This is a genomic window from Paenibacillus sp. FSL L8-0436, from assembly GCF_038593025.1.
Classification (GTDB): domain Bacteria; phylum Bacillota; class Bacilli; order Paenibacillales; family Paenibacillaceae; genus Paenibacillus_AQ.
In genome coordinates, this window is sequence record NZ_CP151955.1 from 7,147,922 (window position 1) to 7,168,067 (window position 20,146).

Below are 20,146 nucleotides of genomic sequence, written 5' to 3' on the forward strand. Positions count from 1 at the left end.
ACACGTAGGCGAAATGTCAAATATATTGTTTCCCGCCTTTATTATTTTCAAAAAAAGGGAACTACTCCGCTTTTATAGCGTCTGTATAAATAAATACTGAAGCTCATGCTTCCGAAGTGAGTTTTGTACAAAGTCGATTCAAGGATGTTATGCTCACAGAACTTTTGATGGGAAAATAACGCGGACAGACGAAGTGACTTTTACGGGTTCTTGTCCAAACGAATCGCTCCCTTGCGAGGTGACCGCTAAAAAAGGCAATAGGATGCCCGGGAGGCTTAAAAAGCTCCTTTTAAAAAGGGCTATAGGGAGGGCCCCGGCTTCTGAACGGTGTACCCGAGTCGTTGCAGTTGGCGGATTAAACGATCTTCGGAAGAAATCGCATTTCGCCCAAGTAAATAGTCGGTACCAAGCTCCCGGTAAGGATCATTCGTTCTCAAGATGTGATAGGCGATGACGAGTAATTTATGAGCGAGGGCAACAATGGCTTTGGGTTTACCCCGCCTGCGGGCGAGGGCCCAGAACTTTGCCCCTAAAAACGTTCGGGTTTTACTGGCGGCCCAAGCGGCTTCGACGAGTGCGCTGCGAAGTGCGGAGTTGCCTTTGAGGGTAGCCGAACTTTTTTTTACCGGCGCTTTCGTTACTGCCTGGACTGAGTCCGGCCCAGGAAGCAAGATGGGCAGCGGACGGGAACACAGACATATCGATCCCGAGTTCTGCGACGAGAATCTTGGCGGTATGGGGACCGAGACCGGGAACGCTCTGAAGGAGCTGAAGCTTCGGGAGATGAGGAGCAAAGGCGATGTCCATCTCAGCCTCCAGTTCAGCAATAGAGGATTCCAGAAAGGCCAGATGCTTCAAGGAATGGGAAATCATTTGGCGGTGGTGCTTGGTAACGCGCCCGTTCAAGGCGGCGGTCAACTCCGGAAGTTTGGCGCGAAGCTTGCCTTTAGCCAAGTCGGCGATCACGTCAGGTTCGAGGACCTCGCCATTGACAATGGCTTGAAGCATAAGGCGACCCGAAACACCAAAGAGGTCGGAGACAAAACTGGAGAGTTTGATATTGGCATCCTCAAGTACCTTGTGAATGCGATTGCGTTCGGAAGCCTCGTGGCCTTTGAGTTTTTTGCGGTAACGGGTCAAATCACGGAGGTTGCGGATCTCTTGAGGCGGCACAAAGCTGCTGCGAATGAGATCGCAGCGATGAAGCTGGGCCAGCCACTCCGCATCCTTGACGTCGGTCTTGCGTCCCTTGATATTCTTGACATGAGCCGCGTTGGCGACGGTCAAGGAACAGGAATCTTGAAGGACATTGAAGACGGGTTTCCAAAAGACCCCGGTACTTTCCATCGCGACGTCGGTGCAGCCTTCGTGCTCCAGCCAATCGGCGAGGGAGAGAAGACCGGAGAGGACGGTAGGGAATTCGCGAATCTGTTTGGTGGGTTTGGTGTCTAAAGGTCCTTTGAGAAGACAGGCGACAATCGTGGCTTGATGAACATCCAGGCCGGCACAGCATTGACGAATAGCGTCCAAAACAAAACATCCTTTCTTGGCAGGGCTACGGGCCGTCCGATGCAGTGAAATTTGATGGAGGTGCTCGGGGCAACAATACATTGTACTCGAAGACGGCCGTATTTCAATTTAGGTCGAGGTCGTACACACAATAAGTTTACCGACTTCACCTGTCCTGCTTAGTATCTGGTATGTACAGGATGCTTGTCGGTTAAACCTCAAGCCTATTTTCATAACACATTGTGCCCGCAAGGGCATTAAAATTTAGGAGGTTATTCATGAACAAGCTGATTGTTTATTCATTGGCTGGAATCTTAACAATTGGAATTATGGCATCTTGTGGTGATAAATCCGGCACAAATGCTGCATCGCCAGAGGTGAACACTGAAACTGAGATTTCGGCATCCCCTCAGGCAACGGCTCAACCAACCGCACAAGCGACTGATCAGCCCGCAACTACCCCTCAGCCCAGTCAGGGGAATTTTACTACAGGTGTGTTTCTAGATTTAGATTCGATCGAAGATCCCTTATTTAACGAGGAGATTAAGAATCTATTGAATACAACATTGGAGGCCTTGGCTAATAAAAAGGAGGAGGCCTTCCGCAGCGTGTTCAAAGACACTCGGTCCGCGGATGCATTTATGTATTTGTTCGGGAGAGATTATTATTTTGATACTATAGGTACCGTTGAACAAGATAAAGAAGGAAGAGTAATCGTAGAAATTAGAGGAAAAGTTAAAGACAGCGGTGAAATAAAAGAGCCTAATTCGTTCTACTATTTCATGAAGGACGCGGACAATCACTGGAGTTTGCGGGCGATTGATTAATCGCCGGCTCCCGTGCCCGCCAAATGACCGGCGGGCACGGGGAGTAATCTTTCAGAACAGAGAGCGGATTATGCACTGACCGTTTTGAAATAGCGGTACACCTGCTGAAGCTTCTTCGCGTGCTTGCCCCGCTGGCTCTCCATGCTGCCGAACTCGAAGAATTTCACCTTGCGGATACCCACGTAGTTAAACAGCGCTTTACGCATCAGGGCTTTGTGCGAATTATTCAGCCACAGCAGCGGATAATGCGCCGGACCTTTCATGCTGGATACACATACCACCGATTTCCCCTTCAGCAGCCCTTCCGGCAGAAGCCCGCCCTTATCCTTGTACGCAAATCCCGAAGCAAATATCTGATCAATATAGCCCATGAGCATTGCCGGAGGCCGTCCCCACCAGATCGGGTAGACCAGCACGATTTGGTCTGCCCAGATCAGCTGTTCCCTATACTTCGCCAATGCCGGCTCACTATGCATATCCCTCCTGCGTTTGTTCTCATTAAAGACCAGCACCGGGTCAAAACCCTCCTCATATAAATCCAGCACCTTAATTTCCTTGATCTTGCCATTCTCCTTGCTTCCCCGGATCACTTCCTGCAAAAAAGCATAACTGAGACTCTTGTGATTCGGATGTGTATAGATAACCAGTGTGTTCATATGCGCTGCCCCTTTACTTATCATTTGATAACAAAAGAGTAACACATCTTGATTTTAGTTGTCAAATGATAATTGTTTTTTGATAATTATTTTGCTATGGTGTCATGTAGAGGTGATCCTATGGACCAGAATAATTTATTCCAGAAATTCGTGACTTTCACCACCGCTGTCCATCAAATAACAAGCGATATTTCCAAAGACGTGAAATCCGAGGCGCTAACGCCTGTTCAGTATAAAATTCTTGAATACATTGCCGTCAGCCAGCCCGTCACGCTCAGCGAAATCAGCGAATGCATGCATATGTCCATGCCCAACACGAGCCGTGAGCTGAAGAAATTAAGCGAAAAACATCTATGTCACAAAATCACCGATCCCGCCGACCGGCGCAAGCAGGGCATCACCCTCTCTCCTGAAGGCGAAACCATGATGAACGAGGCCTTCCTGCACATCGCCGTCCGGTTTGCTGACCGCCTCGCACATGTTACAGCAGAGGAACGCAAAGAGATCGAGCACGCGCTCGATCTGCTGCAGGAGAAAGTATTTTATTAAGCGGAAGTTCCGTTACCAGCATTTAACACAAAACCATTTCGGCTTGTCATCGTCCAACTGTATAGAATTAAATCTATCAGTAAGGTGATGAATACATGACGAAAAGCAAAACAGTACTATTCTCTTTATTGGGCCTGTCCCTCTTCTACTCGGCTTCTGCTCATGCAGACACGGTGACCCAGACGCAAATCACGCCCAAGAAAATCTCCATCTATTTGGACGACAGGCAGCTCCAAGCCGAGGTTCCGCCGGTCAGCCTACGTGGCGCTGTGCTGGTTCCAATGCGCGGACTGTTCGAAGAGCAAGGGGCCAAGCTCAATTGGAATAACACGGCAAAGATCGTTACTGCCACCAAAGGTGACAAGAAGCTAACCTACCGCATCGGGGATACCACCGCCCAGTTGAACGGGCAATCGCTCCAGCTGGATGTTCCTGGCAAAATTACGGATGGCTACACTTTGATTCCACTGCGCTTCGTCAGCGAAGCCCTCGGAAGCAGCGTAACATGGGAGCCGGTTACCCAGTCAGTGCGGATCTTTTCTCCAATAACCTATGAGACCTCCATCCTCTGGGGTGTCAACTTGCGGAGTACCCCTGACGCCCAAAGCGGCTCTGTCCAGTCAGAAATGCTGCCTAACGGTGCGAAGGTTCATGTGATCCGTGAGGTTAACGCTTTATGGCTGGAAGTGCGGACCGAAGACAACCAAAGAGGGTACATATCGGCGAAACCGAAATACAGCGATTATACCAGTGCTTCTCTGCTGGATAAGCAGGCCGATGCGCTGATATCTTACGGAAAGACCTATCTGGGCACCCCGTATGAATTCGGGGCTTCTCCGGATCAGACGAAAACCTTTGACTGCTCTTCGTTTGTGAAGCGATTATTCGGGGACACCCTGTCCATTGAGCTTCCGCGCGTATCCTACGACCAGGCCAAAGAGGGAAAGAAAGTCGGCATCGACTCCTTGCGCAAAGGTGATTTGCTGTTCTTCAGCGCACGGGGCCTCGATATCGGCCATGTGGCCATCTATGCCGGAAACAATCAGATTTTGCATACCTATTCCAAAGACCTGAATGTTCACGTTGAAGCCTTTGACGGCCAGTGGAGAAAACGGTTTGTGACTGCCCGCAGAATTCTATAAAACAATTAACACCCCCTCCAAGGCGCATGAATCAGATCCTTACTGCCCCCTTTGAGGGGGTGTTGTCCTTTCGGCCGCTCGCAGCACTAAGCGAACAAGATCACCCTATATAGATTGAACTAAAAAGTTTAGAGTAAAGGGTTAGTCGCAACTACGGTGAATATTTGGACTTCCGGCCGCTGTTGTCTTCCGATTCCTTGATTATGACCGCTGTTTGCGGTTGAAATCCGAAGACAAAGGCGGTCGCTATCGCTCCTACAGTTCCAAAATCCCCCTCCGTCGCTCCGCTCTCTTTCTTCAAGTTTCAAGTTCATTCTATATAACGGGTGAATACGCTGGTTCACTTGAGAGATAACGGCAACGGGACCTCTATTATTTTTAACCTCTTATTATATCCTCTAGCCCGCATACGGCCAATTCAAGTGCATCTTTACCTCTCATTCCGTCATCTAGCCCGCATACGGCCAATTCAAACGCATCTTTACCTCTCATTCCGCCATCTGGCCCGCATACGGCTATTTCAAACGCATCTTTACCTCTCATTCCGCCATCTGGCCCGCATACGGCCAATTCAAGTGCATCTTTACCTCTCATTCCGCCATCTAGCCCGCATACGGCCAATTCAAACGCATCTTTACCTTTCATTTCGCTTTAGCAACTTGTAGCGGATGTAAGGTTACTTTTCGTGCAATATTCCTCACAGTATTCACCATAACGCGAGCAGAAAGACAACGCGCCTACATATCACCAAGTTTATCTACAACCCTTCAGCGTGCACAATTTATACAACAAAAAGCGCCTTTACAGAAGCCTTACAGCTGCTAAATCAAGACTGTGGGTGGCACCATTCCAGCCATTTTCTTGATTCCAAATGAATTTATCTCTTGCAGGTGACGTTGCGTCACCCGTTATACTTGAAGTAATGATTGTTATTCTGCCGCAAAGTTGAGGTGATGGACAGGATGCACAAAGGCTTAACCACCGGACAAATCTCCCGGATAACCGGGGTAACTGTCAGGGCGCTGCGGTATTATGACCGGATCGGACTGCTGAAGCCCTCCCATTTCGAAGGAAACACCCGCCTGTATAACGAGGAGGATATCGCCAGGCTCCAAAAGCTCTCTGTGCTTAAATTCATTGGGCTTTCCCTGGAAGAACTGAGCACCGTGATGGAGATCGGCAGCGGGAGTGATCTGCGCAGCGCTCTACAGCTCCAGAAGCAGCTTATCCGCCAGAAAATAGATCATATGGAGAGTGTGGTCCAGGCCATCGACGCCTCCATGGACTATATGGAGCAACAAGAGCAGGCAGCGGACTGGGAAGAGCTGGCCCGGATCATCCACATGATCCGCACGGAAAGGGATTGGGGCCGGCAGTATCAGAATGCCGCCCGGCTGCAGGCGCGAACCCGGCTGTATGATGAGTTCAGTACGAATCCGCAAGGGTGGCACAGCTGGTTCTTTGAATACATGCTGGAGGCAACGCAGGAACTGCGTTCATCCTCTACCCGTCCTTTGCGGGTGCTGGATATCGGCTGCGGCGATGCGGCTCTTTGGGTTCGAAACCGGGAGCGGATTCCGCCCCGCTTGGAGATTACGCTTGCTGATGTCTCCCCCGGGATGCTGGAAGCTGCGCGCAGCGCACTTGGGGCGGCGGCTGGAAGATTTCAGTTCCGCCAAGCCGATGTTATGGCCATACCTTTTGCGGATAACGAATTTCAGATCGTGATTGCCAATCACATGCTGTACCATGTGGAGCAATTGACGCCGGCATTCACGGAAATTTCCAGAGTGCTTAGCCCCCGGGGAAGCTTCTTCGCCTCCACGATGAGCAGCCGGCACTTACGGGAGATGGAAGAACTCGCCCGCGAATTCGATCCAGCCCTCCGGGTACTGGATGACACACTGGAACAATTCAACCTGGATAATGGCGCAGAGCTATTGCAGCCCTGGTTCCCGGCTGCACGGGTTGAACGTTATCCTGATTCTCTTGTTGTGACGGAAACCGGTCCGCTGATCAGCTATATGACCTCTACACCCATGAATGCGGGCAAGGTGCTGCAGGGGGAGACGCTGGAACAATTTATGGCTTTTGTAGAGCGAAAGATGGCGGACCAGGGAAGCCTGGTGATTGCCAAGGATATGGGCGTGTTTACATGCCGCAAACTATGACGGAGCGGCTGGATCCAACAAAAAAAGGAGGCTTCACCTATGAATCCTAACGTGCGAATCAAGCAAATTGACCTGCTATCTGACAACTGGTATACATTGAAGAAATACACCCTGGATTACCGGAGCAGCGACGGCAGCTGGGAAGAGCAGCAGCGCGAGGCTTATGACCGCGGCAACGGCGCAGCCATTCTGCTCTACAACCGCAAGAAGCAGACGGTTGTCCTGACCCGGCAATTCCGTCTGCCGACCTATATTAACGGCAATGCATCCGGCATGCTGATCGAAGCCTGCGCTGGACTGCTGGATCAGGATAGCCCGGAAGAATGCATCCAGCGCGAAGCCGAGGAGGAAACCGGATACCGCCTGTCGGAGGTGCACAGCATCGGCGGAGTGTATATGTCGCCGGGCTCGGTAACGGAGATGCTGCATTTATTCGTCGCGGAATATTCCGACGAGATGAAGACGGGGCGGGGCGGCGGACTGGATGAGGAACAGGAGAACATCGAAGTGCTGGAGCTCCCTTTTGGCAAAGCGATGGAGCTGGTGGAGAGCGGTGAGATCAGGGATGCCAAGACCATTCTTTTGCTGCAGCATGCGAAGCTTCACCGGCTGGTCGAACCGGAGGAGCCGAAACCACTGCACATCCTCATTGCCGGTCCCTATCGCTCGGGAACCGGAGACGATCCGGCATTAATTGCAGCTAATCTGCAAGCCATGAATGAAGCTGCCTTGCTGGTGTACAGGCTCGGCCATCTGCCGGTGCTGGGCGAGTGGTACGCATTGCCGCTGATGGAGGCGGCAGGCTCAACAGCCATCGGCGACGAGGTGTTCAATGAAATGTTCCACCCTTCCTCCGTGCGGCTGCTCAGCCATTGCGATGCCGTCCTGCGGATTGGCGGGCCTTCTCAAGGCGCTGATGAAATGGTGCGGATTGCCAAGGAGAACGGGAAAAGAATCCTGTATGGGTTAGAGAATGCGAACACTTCCTTATGCCATATGTAAGATGCTGTCCTCCTAAGGCCTACAGTTTCTTAGCGAACTCATTCAGCTTCTCAGACATTCCCTGAATCTCATCAATGAACGCGGACATCTGCTCGGAGGACTCCGCCTGCTCCTGAATAATTGAGGCAATGCGTTCAATGGAAGTTCCCATTTGCGACGTTGCCTCTTTGAACGACAGCAATGTGCCTTGAATCCGTTTGGTAGAATTCACGGTTTCATTCGACAGCTTGCGGATTTCACCCGCGACAACACCGAATCCTCTGCCTTTATCTCCGGCATGGGCGGCTTCGATAGCCGCATTAATGCCGAGCAGGTTCGTCTGGCTGGCAACATTCTTGATAATGGAGACCACCTGATCAGTTTCGTTCACCTGCTCCCCGGTGCGGAGTGCAAGCCCCAGCAGCTTTTGGGTGAAACCCGCCAGCTCATTGGAACTTTCCGCTACCTCACCAAGCCTTGCGGCGGCCGTCCCCGTGAACTCAAACCCGTAAAACTCCGCAGGCACCTCGGCTCTCAGCGGGATATTGCTCTGAATAACCCCTGTCAGCGGCTCTTCCGGATGCAAAGATTGCCCTACTTTAATATTCAGATTAATATCCTCCCCCGGCCAATAAGCAATAATTTCTCCAGATCGCATATTGCGATAGACAGGTCCGCCGGAACGGCTGCTTTGAGCACCGGAATTAACGCTACAATATTCTCAAGTGAATCCACCTTATTCATTTCCTATGCCCCCCTAATTGCTGAACCCGGGCTCAATGCAAATACTGCTCCCAAGCTATATTCATCCTTACTTTTAATATATCGAATTTTCATTAGTTTTTTTTAATTATTCAGCCCTACCGATCCCAGTCATGTGTACAAGAATGAAAGACATCTTGATTGATAAGCTACTCCGGGTTTAAGAAAAAAATAATGTGGTAATAATTGAGAGGCTGATTAGACCGTGAAATGATACGAGGAGGGACTACGAACATGAAAGAGACGAATTCATCAAGTGCTCTTCCTGATAATGAGTTACACCCGTCCGGCCTGGCTGCACAAGCGGTAGATGCCATCGAGGATCTGTCCGGCGTCCATCCCGGTTACCGCCGTGCACATGCCAAGGGTATCTGCTGCCGCGCCGTGTTCCGCCCGAGCGGTCTGGCTGCGTCATTCACTACGGCTGCCCATCTGCAGGAGCAGGAAACAGCGGCGATTGTCCGTTTCTCAGGCAGCTCCACCGATCCGGTTCTTGCGGATGTGCTGTCTCCGGCTAAGGGAATGGCTGTTCAATTCTCCCTGCCGGACGGTGGCGTCACGAATTTGGTTGGTGTGACGATACCGGTGTTTTTTGCCCGTACTCCGGAATCGTTCCTTGATATCATCCGCTCCGCACACAAGGCACAGGCAGGCAATTTGGGGGTGGTGGAATTGATCAAGGAGATCACCACCCATTTCTCTGAGAGCAGAGAAAGCTTAATGGCCATCAAACGGTTGAAACCTCCAGCCAGCTACGCTGAATCCCGTTATTACTGTATCCATGCCTACTTCTTCATGGACCGGGAAGGAACGTCCCGGCCGGTGAAGTTCGAATGGGTGCCGGATTCAGGAGAACGCACACTGACAGCTGGCGAGGCCGCACAGCAGCCCGATGATTACTTGCAGGATGAGCTGGAGCTGCGGCTCAAGGATCATCCTGCCGTCTTCCAGCTGTCAGCCGTGTTTGGAGAAGAAGGCGACCCCACCGACGATCCCACCCGTGCCTGGGCGGAAGATCGGCGGCGGATTGAGCTCGGCCGCCTCTATATTACAGACCTCATTGACGAGCCGGAAGGGCTGGTCATGGACCCTACCGTCATTACTGAGGGCATGGCCTTGTCGGATGATCCCATCCTGAATTTCCGCCGCACCGCCTACGCTGATTCCCATCAGAGACGCAGCAGGGAATTATAAATCTGTGCCCTCCACAACAAAGAAGCGTCAGAGACACCCTTTGGGGCTTCGGCGCTTCTATTTATTCCTTAATGATCTTTTGTGTAAGTCGGCCTGGGCAGCATGAGCGAAACCTCACTCCCGTCCATGAATCCGGCCTCTACACATAACTCCACCAGTTTATGCACTCCGTTAAATTGCTGACGGTTGCGCCGGTCAATTTTGACCATTGCCTCCACTGTAACCTCCTTCAGCTTCTCCACACTGTTCTGCTCCAGGGCTTGCACCAGCTCTTTCATCTTATCCAAATAATACACTGTGGTTCTAAGCGTTCGAATCAGCATGATTTGCCTTGCGTGTACCGGAGTGTACAGGCGGTAGCCGTTCTCCGGATTTCTCTCCGGGGACAGCAGCCCTTCCTTCTCCCAGTGCCGGATGGCGGAGGTCTGCACATTCGTGATAGCCGCCACTTCTCCGATGCTCATCTTATGCTTCATTCCTTTGCCCATAACCGGATGGAGTCCGGGGTCCTGCAGCAAAGCAAGCGTTCTGCCCGCGGTGACTTTCTCTTCCTGCAAACGGGCCTGCTCGGCGCTTACCAGCCATAAGGCGGTGTCCAGCTCCCCTTTCTGAATATGCCGAAGCACCTCATAGGTCAGCGGGTAGCCAAAGCCGGGAACCATGGACCGAAGACAACGGAAATACGCCATATGCAGCCCGGTGTACAACCGGTAGCCGTTCGGAGCCCGTTCCGGTGGCGGAACCACGCCCCAAGCCTCGTAATGTCTTAATGCACTGGTGCTGATGCCAAGCGCCTTGGCGATTTCAGCCGGTTTGTATATAACCATCTGCCGTTCACCTCTCTGCATACCTGATGATTGTAACAGTAGCAAAACTGCCCCGTGATGGCAAACCTTCAATCATAACCTTAAAGTGCTATGATAGCCTTCGGGAATATTTTAACCTCTGGGGGCAAGGGGCCTTCCGCTAAAGCTTCTCTCTTGCATCAATGTTGTATATTGGTTGATGTAATAGATTATGCAGTAACAAATAGCTGAAATGGAGGGCTGATCATGCTTACAGCAAAATTGCATGATGGAAGTAAAATCGAGGTCGTAATTACGGGTGACGGACCGAACCTGCTGCTGCCGGTTAATCCGTATCCTGTTATAGATCCCCAGGCAGCGGAAATGCTCAAATGGGGGGCCGATCCGGCACTGGGACGTTCACTGATCGACGCGCTCAGCGGTAAGTACCGGGTCATTGCTTTTGACTATGAAGGGCATGTCCAGAGCAAGCCGAAGCCGGATACGCTGACCCCCGCCAACGTTGCCAAGGACTTTCTGTCCATTGCCGATGCTGCGCAAGCGCCGCAATTCGCCTATTACGGCTACTCTTGGCTGGCGCTTAGCGGACTGCAGCTGGCTCTTCGTACAGAACGCATCACCGCGCTTGTCATGGGAGGATTCCCTCCCATCGGCGGACCCTACAAGGAGATGCTCCGGGTAACGATGGCTGCGCATGAGCTGTCTCAAGCCTCACATCAGCATCCGGCCCCTTCGCCGGAGAGCCAGAGCGAAACCTGGGAAGACTTCGACTGGTCCACAGTGGAAGTCACCCTGAACGAAGCCCAGACGCGGCAGTTCGTCACGTTGTATGAGGCGCTGCAGCCATTCGATGACCGTGCCGCGCAAACCGCGCTCAGCTGTCCCCGGATGTGTTTTGCCGGGGCTGCCGATACTATTGACTATGATGAACGCTGGGGAGGTGTGAGAGTCGACATCGCCGGCCCCTTTCTCCGGCAGCGTGAAGAACTCGAAGCGCTGGGCTGGAAGGTCTCGGTGCTGCCGGAGCTCGACCATACCGGGGCCATGCTGGCGTCATACGTCCTGCCCATCCTGATTCCCTGGCTTAACTCCAAGCTGCTGTAGCCATGCGGAAATAAATGATTTGAGTGTAGGATCAAAGCTTGTATTTTCGGGTAAAGGTATGCAACGAATCCTATATCAGCTGGACAGAAAGGATGTTGTGCATGCAGCAGGCTATGATCATCATTAACCCCTCCTCCGGCAAGGAGGACGCGCTCGAATATATTAGTCAGGCAGAAGAGATTCTACAGAATAACGGATACATGGTTACGGTCAATGAGACGGCAAAAGAAGGCGATGCCACCCGTTTCTGCATTACTGCATGCCGGGAAGGTTATGAGCTGGTCGTTTCCATCGGCGGCGACGGCACGCTCCATGAAGTCATTAACGGGCTGATTGATCAGGAGCACCGCCCGCGGCTGGGTATAGTTCCGCTTGGAACGGTCAATGATTTTGCCCGCGCCTTGCAGGTTCCCCTGGATCCCGGACAGGCTATCGCTGCACTCACCTCCTCCAGGATTCAACCAGTCGATGCCGGCCGCCTAAATGACCGGTTATTCGGAAACGTCGTCGCCGCCGGTTCACTCGCCGAAACGCTGTCAGGCGTATCGTCAGATGACAAATCAAGGCTGGGAGCCTTTGCCTATTTCAAGGAAGGCTTCAAAGAGCTTGCCGGAAGCGGCAACCCAGCTCATTCCTTGACCATCCAGTATGATGGCGGGATATGGGAAGGCGAATCTCCGCTGTTCGTCGCCGCTCTTACCAACTCCGTAGGCGGATTCGAAAAGCTGGCGCCGGGTGCGCAAGTTGACGATGGCCTGCTTCACTGCTTTATCATCAAAGACCTCAATATCTTCAATACGCTTACAGTCAGCATCTCTTTGCTGCTGGGCAACCTGAAGGATCATAAGGATGTCATTTATTTCACGGCCAGCCATGTCACCGTAAGCTCGCCCGCCCCCGCCCGGACCAATGTGGATGGCGAAGAGGGCCCGGCTCTGCCGATCCGGTTAAGCACCCTTCCCCGTTATGTTCAGGTAATCGTGCCTGAAGGGGAGTAGCGGGCACTCCCAGGGGAATACCCTATCCCCTCCTCATACTCTAGGCTTATACTGGTTTAATTTCCCTTCGTAAATCAACTGCAGCCGGTCGCTCTGCCGAAAATCATCGGGCGTAACGAGCGCTGGCAGCTTGTTCCACAGCTTGATGCCGGAACGGTCCAGAATTTCCGCAACAAATTGTGAGCAAAAGTAGGAGTTGCTGAATTCGACCGGCTCCTTCAGTGCAATACCGATAACACCGAGGATGTTATATAGATACTTCTGCTGGCTGCGGATAAAGATATGCAGCACGCGTTTCATTTTCTCAACCTCGCGGTCCGTGACCTGAAGCTCGTAGATGACGCATGTTGTATTCGGATATTTGCTGAATGTGCCGGTCTGAACATCCTCCTTCACAAATCCGCCGTTCAGAGGATTGCTTGGATGTTTTCTCCCGAAGCTGTACATTTCCGAAAGCCCGCGGTCAAAAGCGATCGAGGCGTGATTATACGGCGCTTTCGTGTAGCCTTGAATGAGCTTCGTAAATAACGTGCCGGTATTCGTAAGCAGGATAAAGACCGATGGATTACCTGTCATTTACAAAATTTCCCCTTATCAAGTTTGGAAGTTTCCTTCATAATAACATATGATTCCTTTAATGGAATCCTACCCTGCGACAAGTTGGTGATAGCTATAGACCGCTCCTTATTAACATTAGTGCTTATTTTCGCTGCCCTTTCGGCCATCCATTTAATTTATGTTGTAGTGAGCAGACTCCAGAAGAACAAGGACTATACCGGCATCGGCTTCCGCATCAAAACCTGGTGGGGCATGCTCCTTATCTTCTGCCTGGCCACCTTGTTCAATCCGGTCGTCTCGCTGCTGTCGCTGATGGCGCTCACTTTCTTCGCCCTAAAGGAATATTTCTCGATGATCCGGACCCGAAAAGCCGACCGCCGGCTGTTCCTCTGGGCGTACCTGGCGATTCCTTTGCAGTTCTATTGGATTTATATTGAGTGGTACGGGATGTTTATCGTCTTCATTCCCGTGTATGTATTTCTGCTCCTGCCGCTCCCGCGGCTGATCAACAAAGGCACGCTCGGCTTTCTGCGCAGCGTCAGCTCTACCCAATGGGGACTTATGCTAATGGTGTTCGGGCTAAGCCATCTGGCCTACTTCCAATTTGCCACCCCGGAATACGGAGCCGGACTCGTCCTGTTCCTGGTCGTATTAACCCAGCTTAATGATGTCATTCATTATCTGGCCTCGATCTATTTCGGCAAACACAAGGTGGTTCCGACCGCCAACCCCAACCTCACCTGGGAAGGGTTCATCTGCGCATTTGTGGTAACAACAGGGGTATCCTATCTGATCTATCCCTACCTGACGCCGCTTAACCCGACCTTCGGACTTTTGTCCGGCATGCTGATCAGTCTCAGCGGTTACTTCGGCAGCTTAACGGTTTCCGTGCTAAAACGGGATTTGCTGATCGGAGATGATGACAAGTTCGATGCGCTCAAAAAAAGCTATTTAAGCCGGGTCGACAGCCTGACTTACACCTCGCCGGTCTTCTTCCATGTCATCCGTTATTTCTTCGATTTCATGTAGGAGAAACAGCAAGCAGCACGCCTCCGCTGACCGGAGACGTGCTGCTTGCTGCATTATACTACCTTCTTTTACTGCTGAACTTCGCCCTCAGCTCCGGTCGGTGGAGTACCTCCGCCGCCAAATCCGCCTTCAGGTCTCGTTCCGCCGCCTCGGCCGCCACCCATGCCGCCGCCCATACCGCTCGTGGCAGTGGTTACTCCGGATTCATTCAACCAGGTTACGCTGCTGGAGATGTCGAAGGATACCACTTCGCTACCGCCGCTATAAGCGCCGTCGTTGTACAGGCCCTCCACTGCCGTACCTGTCGAGCTTCCGCCGGTGGAGAGGGTGTACGACCCGCCTTCTTTAAGATCCGGCGAGCTGATGACTACTGATCTGTAGCTCTTCGATGGAGCGAACGTAGCAATCGTATTGCCGTCGCTGTCCTGCAGATGAACCAGTTGGCCAGCCTCCTGCGAATCCGTGAACGTCATGGCGATCGAGTATTGGCTGGATGCATCACTTGGAGCCTGAAGCATACCCGCACTTCCCGCTACTACCAGATATCCGCCGGTGATCTCGAAGGTTCCGTCATAATCCAAAGTGCCATTGCCATCCGCAGTTGGACCATTGGTGATCACAGTACCGCCTGTCATCACGACCGATCCGTTCGAATCCAATCCGTCCCCTGCAGCATCAACGGTTAGTGTGCCTCCGCTAATCGTGAGCAGGTTGTTTCCGGAGCTGGTGAACTGATCCTGTCTCTGTGTTCCTTCCGCAGAATTATCGTCATTGCCTCCGGCAACATTCACACCGTCATCGGACGCAGTCACATCAATCTCACCGCCTGCTATGGTGATATTCGCACCTTCAATTCCTTCATAGCTCTTTGTAATATTAACCGTTCCACCCGACAGGCTGGTCAGGCTGTCCGCATGAATACCGTCATCTCCTGCAGCAATCTGGAGTTCTCCATCTGTGATGGAGACATTGCTGTTGCTGTGCACCGCATCATCGGCGGAATCAATCGTGAAGCTTCCGCCGTTCACCGTAAGATCTCCTCCGGCTTTCAGCCCTTTAGCGCTCGTGGATTCGGTTTCTGTTGCAGTCGTCGCAGCGGTTCCAGCGGTTGCGGCAGATTCGGCTGCCTGATCTGCCGGTGCCTGACCCGAACCCGTACCGGCTGCGGGAGCCTGAGTACCTCTCATACCCCGGCCGCCGCCCATTCCCATGCCTCCTCCTTGATCGCCCGTCTTCACTTCAGCGTTAGCATTGCCGCCGCCCGTCAGGAGGTTAAATGTTCCTCCATCAGCAACCAGCGTTGTCTCGGCCTGGATTCCGTCGTTGCCGGCCACAATATCAAACGTTCCAGCCGTAATGGCAATGAATCCTTTGTCGGCATCCTCATCGTTGGTCGATTTGATCCCGTCTCCCTCGGCATTGATAGTCATTGTGCCGTCTTGAATGGCGATCAGATCTTTGCCGACAATCCCATCATCGGCTGCCTGCACTTCAATCGTGCCCGACACAATCTTCAGGTCATCCTTGCTGGTGATTCCGTCCTTGTAGCTGGCGGTAACCGACAGCTTGCCTGTTCCGTTAATCGTCAGGTCTGCCTTGCTGAAGATAGCCGCACTTGGCTCATCGGTAGTGTCATCAGCCAAGATATAGGTGGTGCCGTCGGTAATCTTGTTGTCTGTACCTTCCTGCAGGGTCATAATGACCTTGCCTGCTTCCTTAATGTAGACCGGTGCGCTGCTGCTGTTGTGAAGCGTAACGCCGTTCAGCACGAGATGAACACTTCCTTTATCCTGAACATCAATAATGATCTGCCCTTCATTCAGCGTTCCGCTGACAACATAAGTACCTGCCGCTGTAATGGTCACTACTCCCCCGGAGGCCGCTGCGCCGGAACCGCTAACGGTTGCGCCCGTACCATTCAGCGCTATCGCGGTGGAACTGTCCGCGCTCCATGCTATAGCGGTATCTTCTTCGTCAAAGGTAACCAGATCCGCCGCCTTGACACTTGCCAGCTGTACACTGGAAGCCGTTGTACTCTGCGCGGATGCCGTCGTTACGGCTGCTGATGTTGCAGGGGGCGAGGACGATTGTGTTGCGGAACTGGTTGCACCGCAAGCTGACATTACAGCAGCGAGCAACAGCACCAATCCTACTTTACTTCCCATGATAAATTTATTCATATTAATCAATCCCTTCATTCCTTTAGTATTCTGTGAGAGTCGGGCTCATCGTCAGTGACAGATCCAGGTTGCCGTTGCGGCAGCGGATCGCATCCAGCAGTTCCTTCTGGCTCGTGTGCTCATCAATCGTCACGGCGTAGACCAGTTCATATAAGCTGCCAAGCTCAGTGGTACGGATCTTTTTCAGTTCATAAGCGACATTGAATTTGGCAAAAACCTCTGCGAAAGCTTCCTCGTAACCCAGGTTCTCGGGAATGGTCACTTTCAGCGTTTTTTGCATTGTTTTTCTAACACCAAAACCTGTGCGGTTCAGGATAAACATAATAATGCAGAGAATAATGGTAAATAGTGCAGCGTAACCGAATGCGCCTACGCCGCAGGCAAGGCCGGAGGCCATGGTGAACAGGACAAAGGTGATATCCTTAGGATCACCCGGCGCACTTCGGAAGCGGATGATCGAGAACGCCCCGGCCAAGCTGAAGGCTCTGGCGACATTGCTGCCGATCAGCAGGATGATGATAGCCACAATGACCGGCAGCAGCACCATCGTGAGTGTAAAGCTTTGCGAATATCCCGTCGGGCTTGTTTTCATATAGGTCAGACTAATAATCGCGCCCAGGGCGATAGCGGTCAGGATGGTTAGAATAGCGTTTGTGAACGTTAATTCTGTACTCGTCAGAGCCGCCGAAAAGAGGTTATCAAGCATACAGGACACTCTCACTTTCTGTTTTACTGTTTCTTAGCATTTTTTTATATTCATTGCCGTATTTGGAGAAGCTCGTGCGGTACATTTGGTGCTCAGAGAGCATTTTAGAGAGCCATACCGGGATCGTTTTTTCCGCCTTCACTTCCATTAGCCATTGGCCCGGTTCCATCAGCGGTTCGCCGTGAGTGCCATGCTCCATCTTGAGATCGTACCGCCGGCTGCGGATATTCGTGTCGAACGTGATGCGGAGATCGCGGTTATTTTTGCAGAACATCGCTTTGCGGTCATAGGACAGATACACCATAGGCTGCAGATCAAATCGTGTCAGGAAGTATTTGATTTCCTCAATAACCTGCTTGTTCATGTAATCCTTGTACTCCGGTTCGACTCCTGTGCGGACAAAATCATATGCCTCGTGCAGTGTCAGCGAAGTTCTTCTTTTGTTGACCAGACCGAACACCTTTTTCTTAATCTCCAGATACACCTTCGTCTCTCCACTTGGTATCCCGTAAGCTCTTAACCTAAGCTTTTCCTTGTATTTCGGTTTAGCCAGGCTGTTGCGGATCAGCGTATGGTGCGCCGTGTCATAATACAGATTGGTGATGGAGTAATATTCATGCTGCTTGTTGTAATCGTCAGGCTCCATATATTGAAGCAATTCATTGTAAAGGTGTTGGTAGGCTTCATTGTCGAACAAATACTTGTTCTCATATCGGTTGAAAACTTCGATCGCCATGGGGTTCAGATCCTTTCTTATTCGAATATTTCGTATGTCCCGCTTGCTTATGAATGTATCTTAGTCCCCGAACCTTTAGTGAAGCTTAAATGGTTTTACACAGGTTTGATTTTTTTACACAGGCTTAACAAAAGGGGACATAGCAGCGTTTGCTATATATGAAGAAGGAGATTCCATTAAGGTTCGCTAAAGGTAATCTTGTTATAATGGCGTAAGCAGCAAGCACATAATTTATGCAGAGGATGTTTAACCCTATGAGAATATTAATAGTAGAAGACGAGGTGCATCTGGCGGAGGCTGTCACGCAAATCTTGAAGAAACATAATTATTCGGTAGACGCCGTGCATGACGGCAGATCGGGACTTGATTACGCGTTAAGCGGGATCTATGATTTGCTGCTGCTCGACATCATGATGCCGGAGATGGATGGAATCAGCGTGCTGAGGGCGCTCCGGAATAAGGAAGTGGCTACCCCTGTCATTTTTCTGACCGCCAAAGGCGAAATTACGGATATGGTAACCGGGCTCGATTATGGGGCTGATGACTATATCGCCAAACCTTTTTCATCAGAGGAACTGCTGGCCCGGATACGGGCGGTGCTGCGGCGCAAAGGCGAGGTTCTGCCGGATGATGCGCTGAAGTTCGGGGATTTGGAGCTGAATACGACCAATCTGCGGCTTACGGTGAACGGCAAGGAAATGAAGCTGAACCTCAAGGAAAGCGAGCTGCTGGAGCTGCTGATCATACGGAAACAATCCGTAACCTCCAAGGAGCAGATTATTGAGAAGCTGTGGGGATTCGATTCCGAGGCGGAGCATAACAATGTGGAGGTCTATATCTCTTTTCTGCGCAAAAAGCTCACGTTCCTGGGTTCGGCTATACGCATCAGCACAATCCGGAACGTCGGCTATGTATTAGAGGTGAATACCTGATGTTCAAAAAGCTCAGAAACCGGTTCCTGATCGTCAATCTGGTCACGATCTCCGTGATGATGCTTGCCGCCTTCGCCACCATCTACATCATTTCCTACCTGGATGTGCAGGCTAAGAATGAAATGGAGCTGCACCGGAGTGTAGAGTTGTACCAGAAAGGGAAGGGTAACAATGCTGACGGGCCGCGGGATAACGGCACTGTCACCGGAATTCCGCGGCCGGATGGCGGGGACATGGGCAGCATGGGCGGCGGAAATCCCCCGCCGGAACGTTCCGTGTCCTTCATGATTGAAACGGATGATCAGTGGAACCAAACAGGGACGCCAAAATCACAATTCACCATGGAAGACGAGTTCTATCAGCAGGCGCTGCAGGAAGCGGTATCCACAGGCAAAAATACCGGGCGCTTCACCCTCGACGGCAGCGACTGGACCTTCGAGATACAGCCAACCACTAACGGGCATATGCTGGTCTTCCTCGACATCACCGCCCGGCAGGAGATTCTGACCAATCTCAACTATACTTTTACTATCGTAGGCGTGGTCATGCTGATTATTCTCTATTTCACCAGCCGGTATTTTGCCAACCGCTCAATCCAGCCGGTCAAAGAAGCCTTTGATAAACAGAAACAGTTCATCGCCGATGCCTCCCATGAGCTGAAGACACCGCTCGCCATCATTAGTACCAATACCGATGTGCTGCTCTCCAATGGGGAGGACACGATTGACCAGCAGTCGAAGTGGCTGCACTATATCAAGTCGGAGACAGAGCGGATGGCCAAGCTGACGAATGACTTGCTCTATTTAACGGAGATAGATGATTCGCGGACGGGCATGATCCATACCCCTTTTGATATCAGCGAAGCGGTCGAGAATATCATTCTGACGATGGAAGCTGTAATCTTCGAGAAGAACGTTGCTCTGGAGTATGATATTGAGCCTCATCTGACCGTTCAGGGCAACAGTGAGCAGATCAAGCAGGTGGTCATGATTCTGCTGGACAACGCTGTGAAATATACCGGGCCGAAAGGTGAGGTGAGCCTATCCTTGCGCAAACAGCATAACGATGTGGTGCTGGCCGTTACCAATACCGGAGAGGGCATCGCCCCGGAGCATCTCCCGCGGATCTTCGACCGGTTCTACCGCACCGATGCTTCCCGGGCACGCAAGCAAGGCGGGTACGGGCTTGGCCTGGCCATTGCCAAATCCATTGTCGAGCAGCAGCATAAGGGCAAAATTTACGCCCGAAGTGTGATGGGAGAATCCACTACATTTTATGTCCAGCTGTCTTGAGAAGAAACATAGAC

22 protein-coding genes are annotated in these 20,146 nt (G+C 51.7%); 11 read left to right on the top strand and 11 right to left on the bottom strand.

The window, feature by feature from the left end:
• Nucleotides 1-546: 546 nt before the first annotated feature.
• On the bottom strand, nt 547-1,530 hold the full coding sequence (locus NSS79_RS32995; RefSeq protein ID WP_342437656.1) for an IS110 family transposase: 984 nt from the start codon (nt 1,528-1,530) through the stop codon (nt 547-549).
• A gap of 257 nt (nt 1,531-1,787) precedes the next feature.
• Here NSS79_RS32995 and NSS79_RS33000 point away from each other — a divergent pair, with 257 nt between their 5' ends.
• Nucleotides 1,788-2,336 carry a hypothetical protein gene (locus NSS79_RS33000; protein WP_342437657.1) on the top strand — a complete coding sequence of 183 codons (549 nt, stop codon included), beginning with the start codon at nt 1,788-1,790 and terminating at the stop codon, nt 2,334-2,336.
• Between the two features lie 68 nt (nt 2,337-2,404).
• Here the strand turns inward: NSS79_RS33000 and NSS79_RS33005 are convergent, their stop codons facing one another.
• Complete coding sequence (locus NSS79_RS33005) at nt 2,405-2,992, bottom strand: NAD(P)H-dependent oxidoreductase (protein ID WP_342437658.1); 588 nt, start codon at nt 2,990-2,992, stop codon at nt 2,405-2,407.
• Nucleotides 2,993-3,112: 120 nt separating this feature from the next.
• On the opposite strand from NSS79_RS33005, the gene NSS79_RS33010 reads away from it, so the two are divergent.
• A complete protein-coding gene (locus NSS79_RS33010; protein ID WP_076113526.1) occupies nt 3,113-3,541 on the top strand; it encodes a MarR family transcriptional regulator in 429 nt (142 codons plus the stop codon).
• A gap of 95 nt (nt 3,542-3,636) precedes the next feature.
• A complete protein-coding gene (locus tag NSS79_RS33015) occupies nt 3,637-4,683 on the top strand; it encodes a stalk domain-containing protein (protein WP_342437659.1) in 1,047 nt (348 codons plus the stop codon).
• 151 nt (nt 4,684-4,834) lie between these two features.
• On the opposite strand, the gene NSS79_RS33020 is transcribed toward NSS79_RS33015, so the two are convergent.
• Complete coding sequence (locus tag NSS79_RS33020) at nt 4,835-4,984, bottom strand: hypothetical protein (RefSeq protein WP_342437660.1); 150 nt, start codon at nt 4,982-4,984, stop codon at nt 4,835-4,837.
• A gap of 77 nt (nt 4,985-5,061) precedes the next feature.
• Nucleotides 5,062-5,328, bottom strand: coding sequence for a hypothetical protein (locus tag NSS79_RS33025; protein WP_342437661.1), 267 nt, complete (start codon nt 5,326-5,328; stop codon nt 5,062-5,064).
• 317 nt (nt 5,329-5,645) lie between these two features.
• On the opposite strand from NSS79_RS33025, the gene NSS79_RS33030 reads away from it, so the two are divergent.
• Both NSS79_RS33030 and nudK read left to right on the top strand, forming a co-directional pair.
• Nucleotides 5,646-6,854 carry a MerR family transcriptional regulator gene (locus NSS79_RS33030; protein ID WP_342437662.1) on the top strand — a complete coding sequence of 403 codons (1,209 nt, stop codon included), beginning with the start codon at nt 5,646-5,648 and terminating at the stop codon, nt 6,852-6,854.
• Nucleotides 6,855-6,893: 39 nt separating this feature from the next.
• A complete protein-coding gene (gene nudK / locus NSS79_RS33035; RefSeq protein ID WP_342437663.1) occupies nt 6,894-7,856 on the top strand; it encodes a GDP-mannose pyrophosphatase NudK in 963 nt (320 codons plus the stop codon).
• Between the two features lie 19 nt (nt 7,857-7,875).
• Here nudK and NSS79_RS33040 read toward each other — a convergent pair whose 3' ends face one another.
• Together NSS79_RS33040 and NSS79_RS33045 are read right to left on the bottom strand one after the other, a co-directional pair.
• Nucleotides 7,876-8,421 (bottom strand): methyl-accepting chemotaxis protein, encoded by a 546-nt coding sequence (locus tag NSS79_RS33040; protein WP_342437664.1) that lies wholly within the window; start codon nt 8,419-8,421, stop codon nt 7,876-7,878.
• Nucleotides 8,422-8,441: 20 nt separating this feature from the next.
• Nucleotides 8,442-8,579 carry a hypothetical protein gene (locus NSS79_RS33045; protein WP_342437665.1) on the bottom strand — a complete coding sequence of 46 codons (138 nt, stop codon included), beginning with the start codon at nt 8,577-8,579 and terminating at the stop codon, nt 8,442-8,444.
• Between the two features lie 252 nt (nt 8,580-8,831).
• On the opposite strand from NSS79_RS33045, the gene NSS79_RS33050 reads away from it, so the two are divergent.
• Complete coding sequence (locus NSS79_RS33050; RefSeq protein WP_342437666.1) at nt 8,832-9,791, top strand: catalase family peroxidase; 960 nt, start codon at nt 8,832-8,834, stop codon at nt 9,789-9,791.
• Nucleotides 9,792-9,859: 68 nt separating this feature from the next.
• Here the strand turns inward: NSS79_RS33050 and NSS79_RS33055 are convergent, their stop codons facing one another.
• Nucleotides 9,860-10,618: a MerR family DNA-binding transcriptional regulator gene (locus NSS79_RS33055; protein ID WP_342437667.1), complete on the bottom strand. Its 759-nt coding sequence runs from the start codon at nt 10,616-10,618 to the stop codon at nt 9,860-9,862.
• A 225-nt stretch (nt 10,619-10,843) separates the two neighbouring features.
• Here NSS79_RS33055 and NSS79_RS33060 point away from each other — a divergent pair, with 225 nt between their 5' ends.
• Together NSS79_RS33060 and NSS79_RS33065 are read left to right on the top strand one after the other, a co-directional pair.
• Nucleotides 10,844-11,701 carry an alpha/beta hydrolase gene (locus tag NSS79_RS33060; protein WP_342437668.1) on the top strand — a complete coding sequence of 286 codons (858 nt, stop codon included), beginning with the start codon at nt 10,844-10,846 and terminating at the stop codon, nt 11,699-11,701.
• A 101-nt stretch (nt 11,702-11,802) separates the two neighbouring features.
• Entirely contained in the window at nt 11,803-12,699 is an 897-nt protein-coding gene (locus NSS79_RS33065) for a YegS/Rv2252/BmrU family lipid kinase (protein WP_342437669.1), read from the top strand.
• Between the two features lie 33 nt (nt 12,700-12,732).
• On the opposite strand, the gene NSS79_RS33070 is transcribed toward NSS79_RS33065, so the two are convergent.
• A complete protein-coding gene (locus NSS79_RS33070; RefSeq protein ID WP_342437670.1) occupies nt 12,733-13,275 on the bottom strand; it encodes a hypothetical protein in 543 nt (180 codons plus the stop codon).
• 96 nt (nt 13,276-13,371) lie between these two features.
• On the opposite strand from NSS79_RS33070, the gene NSS79_RS33075 reads away from it, so the two are divergent.
• On the top strand, nt 13,372-14,286 hold the full coding sequence (locus NSS79_RS33075; protein WP_038601130.1) for a phosphatidate cytidylyltransferase: 915 nt from the start codon (nt 13,372-13,374) through the stop codon (nt 14,284-14,286).
• Between the two features lie 68 nt (nt 14,287-14,354).
• Here NSS79_RS33075 and NSS79_RS33080 read toward each other — a convergent pair whose 3' ends face one another.
• From NSS79_RS33080 to NSS79_RS33090, 3 genes are read right to left on the bottom strand one after another with little or no spacing between them, the layout of a single operon-like run.
• Entirely contained in the window at nt 14,355-16,466 is a 2,112-nt protein-coding gene (locus tag NSS79_RS33080; protein WP_342437671.1) for a carbohydrate-binding domain-containing protein, read from the bottom strand.
• Between the two features lie 22 nt (nt 16,467-16,488).
• Nucleotides 16,489-17,172: a DUF4956 domain-containing protein gene (locus NSS79_RS33085; RefSeq protein WP_038597940.1), complete on the bottom strand. Its 684-nt coding sequence runs from the start codon at nt 17,170-17,172 to the stop codon at nt 16,489-16,491.
• Nucleotides 17,165-17,908 (bottom strand): polyphosphate polymerase domain-containing protein, encoded by a 744-nt coding sequence (locus tag NSS79_RS33090; RefSeq protein ID WP_342437672.1) that lies wholly within the window; start codon nt 17,906-17,908, stop codon nt 17,165-17,167. The genes NSS79_RS33085 and NSS79_RS33090 overlap by 8 nt, the downstream gene beginning before the upstream one ends.
• A gap of 254 nt (nt 17,909-18,162) precedes the next feature.
• On the opposite strand from NSS79_RS33090, the gene NSS79_RS33095 reads away from it, so the two are divergent.
• Nucleotides 18,163-18,840, top strand: a complete 678-nt coding sequence (locus tag NSS79_RS33095) for a response regulator transcription factor (protein WP_076113538.1) — start codon at nt 18,163-18,165, stop codon at nt 18,838-18,840.
• Entirely contained in the window at nt 18,840-20,132 is a 1,293-nt protein-coding gene (locus NSS79_RS33100; RefSeq protein WP_342437673.1) for a HAMP domain-containing sensor histidine kinase, read from the top strand. The genes NSS79_RS33095 and NSS79_RS33100 overlap by 1 nt, the downstream gene beginning before the upstream one ends.
• Nucleotides 20,133-20,146 lie beyond the last annotated feature (14 nt).

Excerpts from the sequence above, each read along its gene's own strand:
- NSS79_RS33000 (WP_342437657.1), top strand. The coding sequence starts at position 1,788 with ATGAACAAGCTGATTGTTTATTCATTGGCTGGAATCTTAACAATTGGA.
- NSS79_RS33005 (WP_342437658.1), bottom strand. The coding sequence starts at position 2,992 with ATGAACACACTGGTTATCTATACACATCCGAATCACAAGAGTCTCAGT.
- NSS79_RS33010 (WP_076113526.1), top strand. The coding sequence starts at position 3,113 with ATGGACCAGAATAATTTATTCCAGAAATTCGTGACTTTCACCACCGCT.
- NSS79_RS33015 (WP_342437659.1), top strand. The coding sequence starts at position 3,637 with ATGACGAAAAGCAAAACAGTACTATTCTCTTTATTGGGCCTGTCCCTC.
- NSS79_RS33025 (WP_342437661.1), bottom strand. The coding sequence starts at position 5,328 with ATGAAAGGTAAAGATGCGTTTGAATTGGCCGTATGCGGGCTAGATGGC.
- NSS79_RS33030 (WP_342437662.1), top strand. The coding sequence starts at position 5,646 with ATGCACAAAGGCTTAACCACCGGACAAATCTCCCGGATAACCGGGGTA.
- nudK (WP_342437663.1), top strand. The coding sequence starts at position 6,894 with ATGAATCCTAACGTGCGAATCAAGCAAATTGACCTGCTATCTGACAAC.
- NSS79_RS33045 (WP_342437665.1), bottom strand. The coding sequence starts at position 8,579 with ATGAATAAGGTGGATTCACTTGAGAATATTGTAGCGTTAATTCCGGTG.
- NSS79_RS33050 (WP_342437666.1), top strand. The coding sequence starts at position 8,832 with ATGAAAGAGACGAATTCATCAAGTGCTCTTCCTGATAATGAGTTACAC.
- NSS79_RS33055 (WP_342437667.1), bottom strand. The coding sequence starts at position 10,618 with ATGGTTATATACAAACCGGCTGAAATCGCCAAGGCGCTTGGCATCAGC.
- NSS79_RS33060 (WP_342437668.1), top strand. The coding sequence starts at position 10,844 with ATGCTTACAGCAAAATTGCATGATGGAAGTAAAATCGAGGTCGTAATT.
- NSS79_RS33065 (WP_342437669.1), top strand. The coding sequence starts at position 11,803 with ATGCAGCAGGCTATGATCATCATTAACCCCTCCTCCGGCAAGGAGGAC.
- NSS79_RS33070 (WP_342437670.1), bottom strand. The coding sequence starts at position 13,275 with ATGACAGGTAATCCATCGGTCTTTATCCTGCTTACGAATACCGGCACG.
- NSS79_RS33080 (WP_342437671.1), bottom strand. The coding sequence starts at position 16,466 with ATGAATAAATTTATCATGGGAAGTAAAGTAGGATTGGTGCTGTTGCTC.
- NSS79_RS33085 (WP_038597940.1), bottom strand. The coding sequence starts at position 17,172 with ATGCTTGATAACCTCTTTTCGGCGGCTCTGACGAGTACAGAATTAACG.
- NSS79_RS33090 (WP_342437672.1), bottom strand. The coding sequence starts at position 17,908 with ATGGCGATCGAAGTTTTCAACCGATATGAGAACAAGTATTTGTTCGAC.
- NSS79_RS33095 (WP_076113538.1), top strand. The coding sequence starts at position 18,163 with ATGAGAATATTAATAGTAGAAGACGAGGTGCATCTGGCGGAGGCTGTC.
- NSS79_RS33100 (WP_342437673.1), top strand. The coding sequence starts at position 18,840 with ATGTTCAAAAAGCTCAGAAACCGGTTCCTGATCGTCAATCTGGTCACG.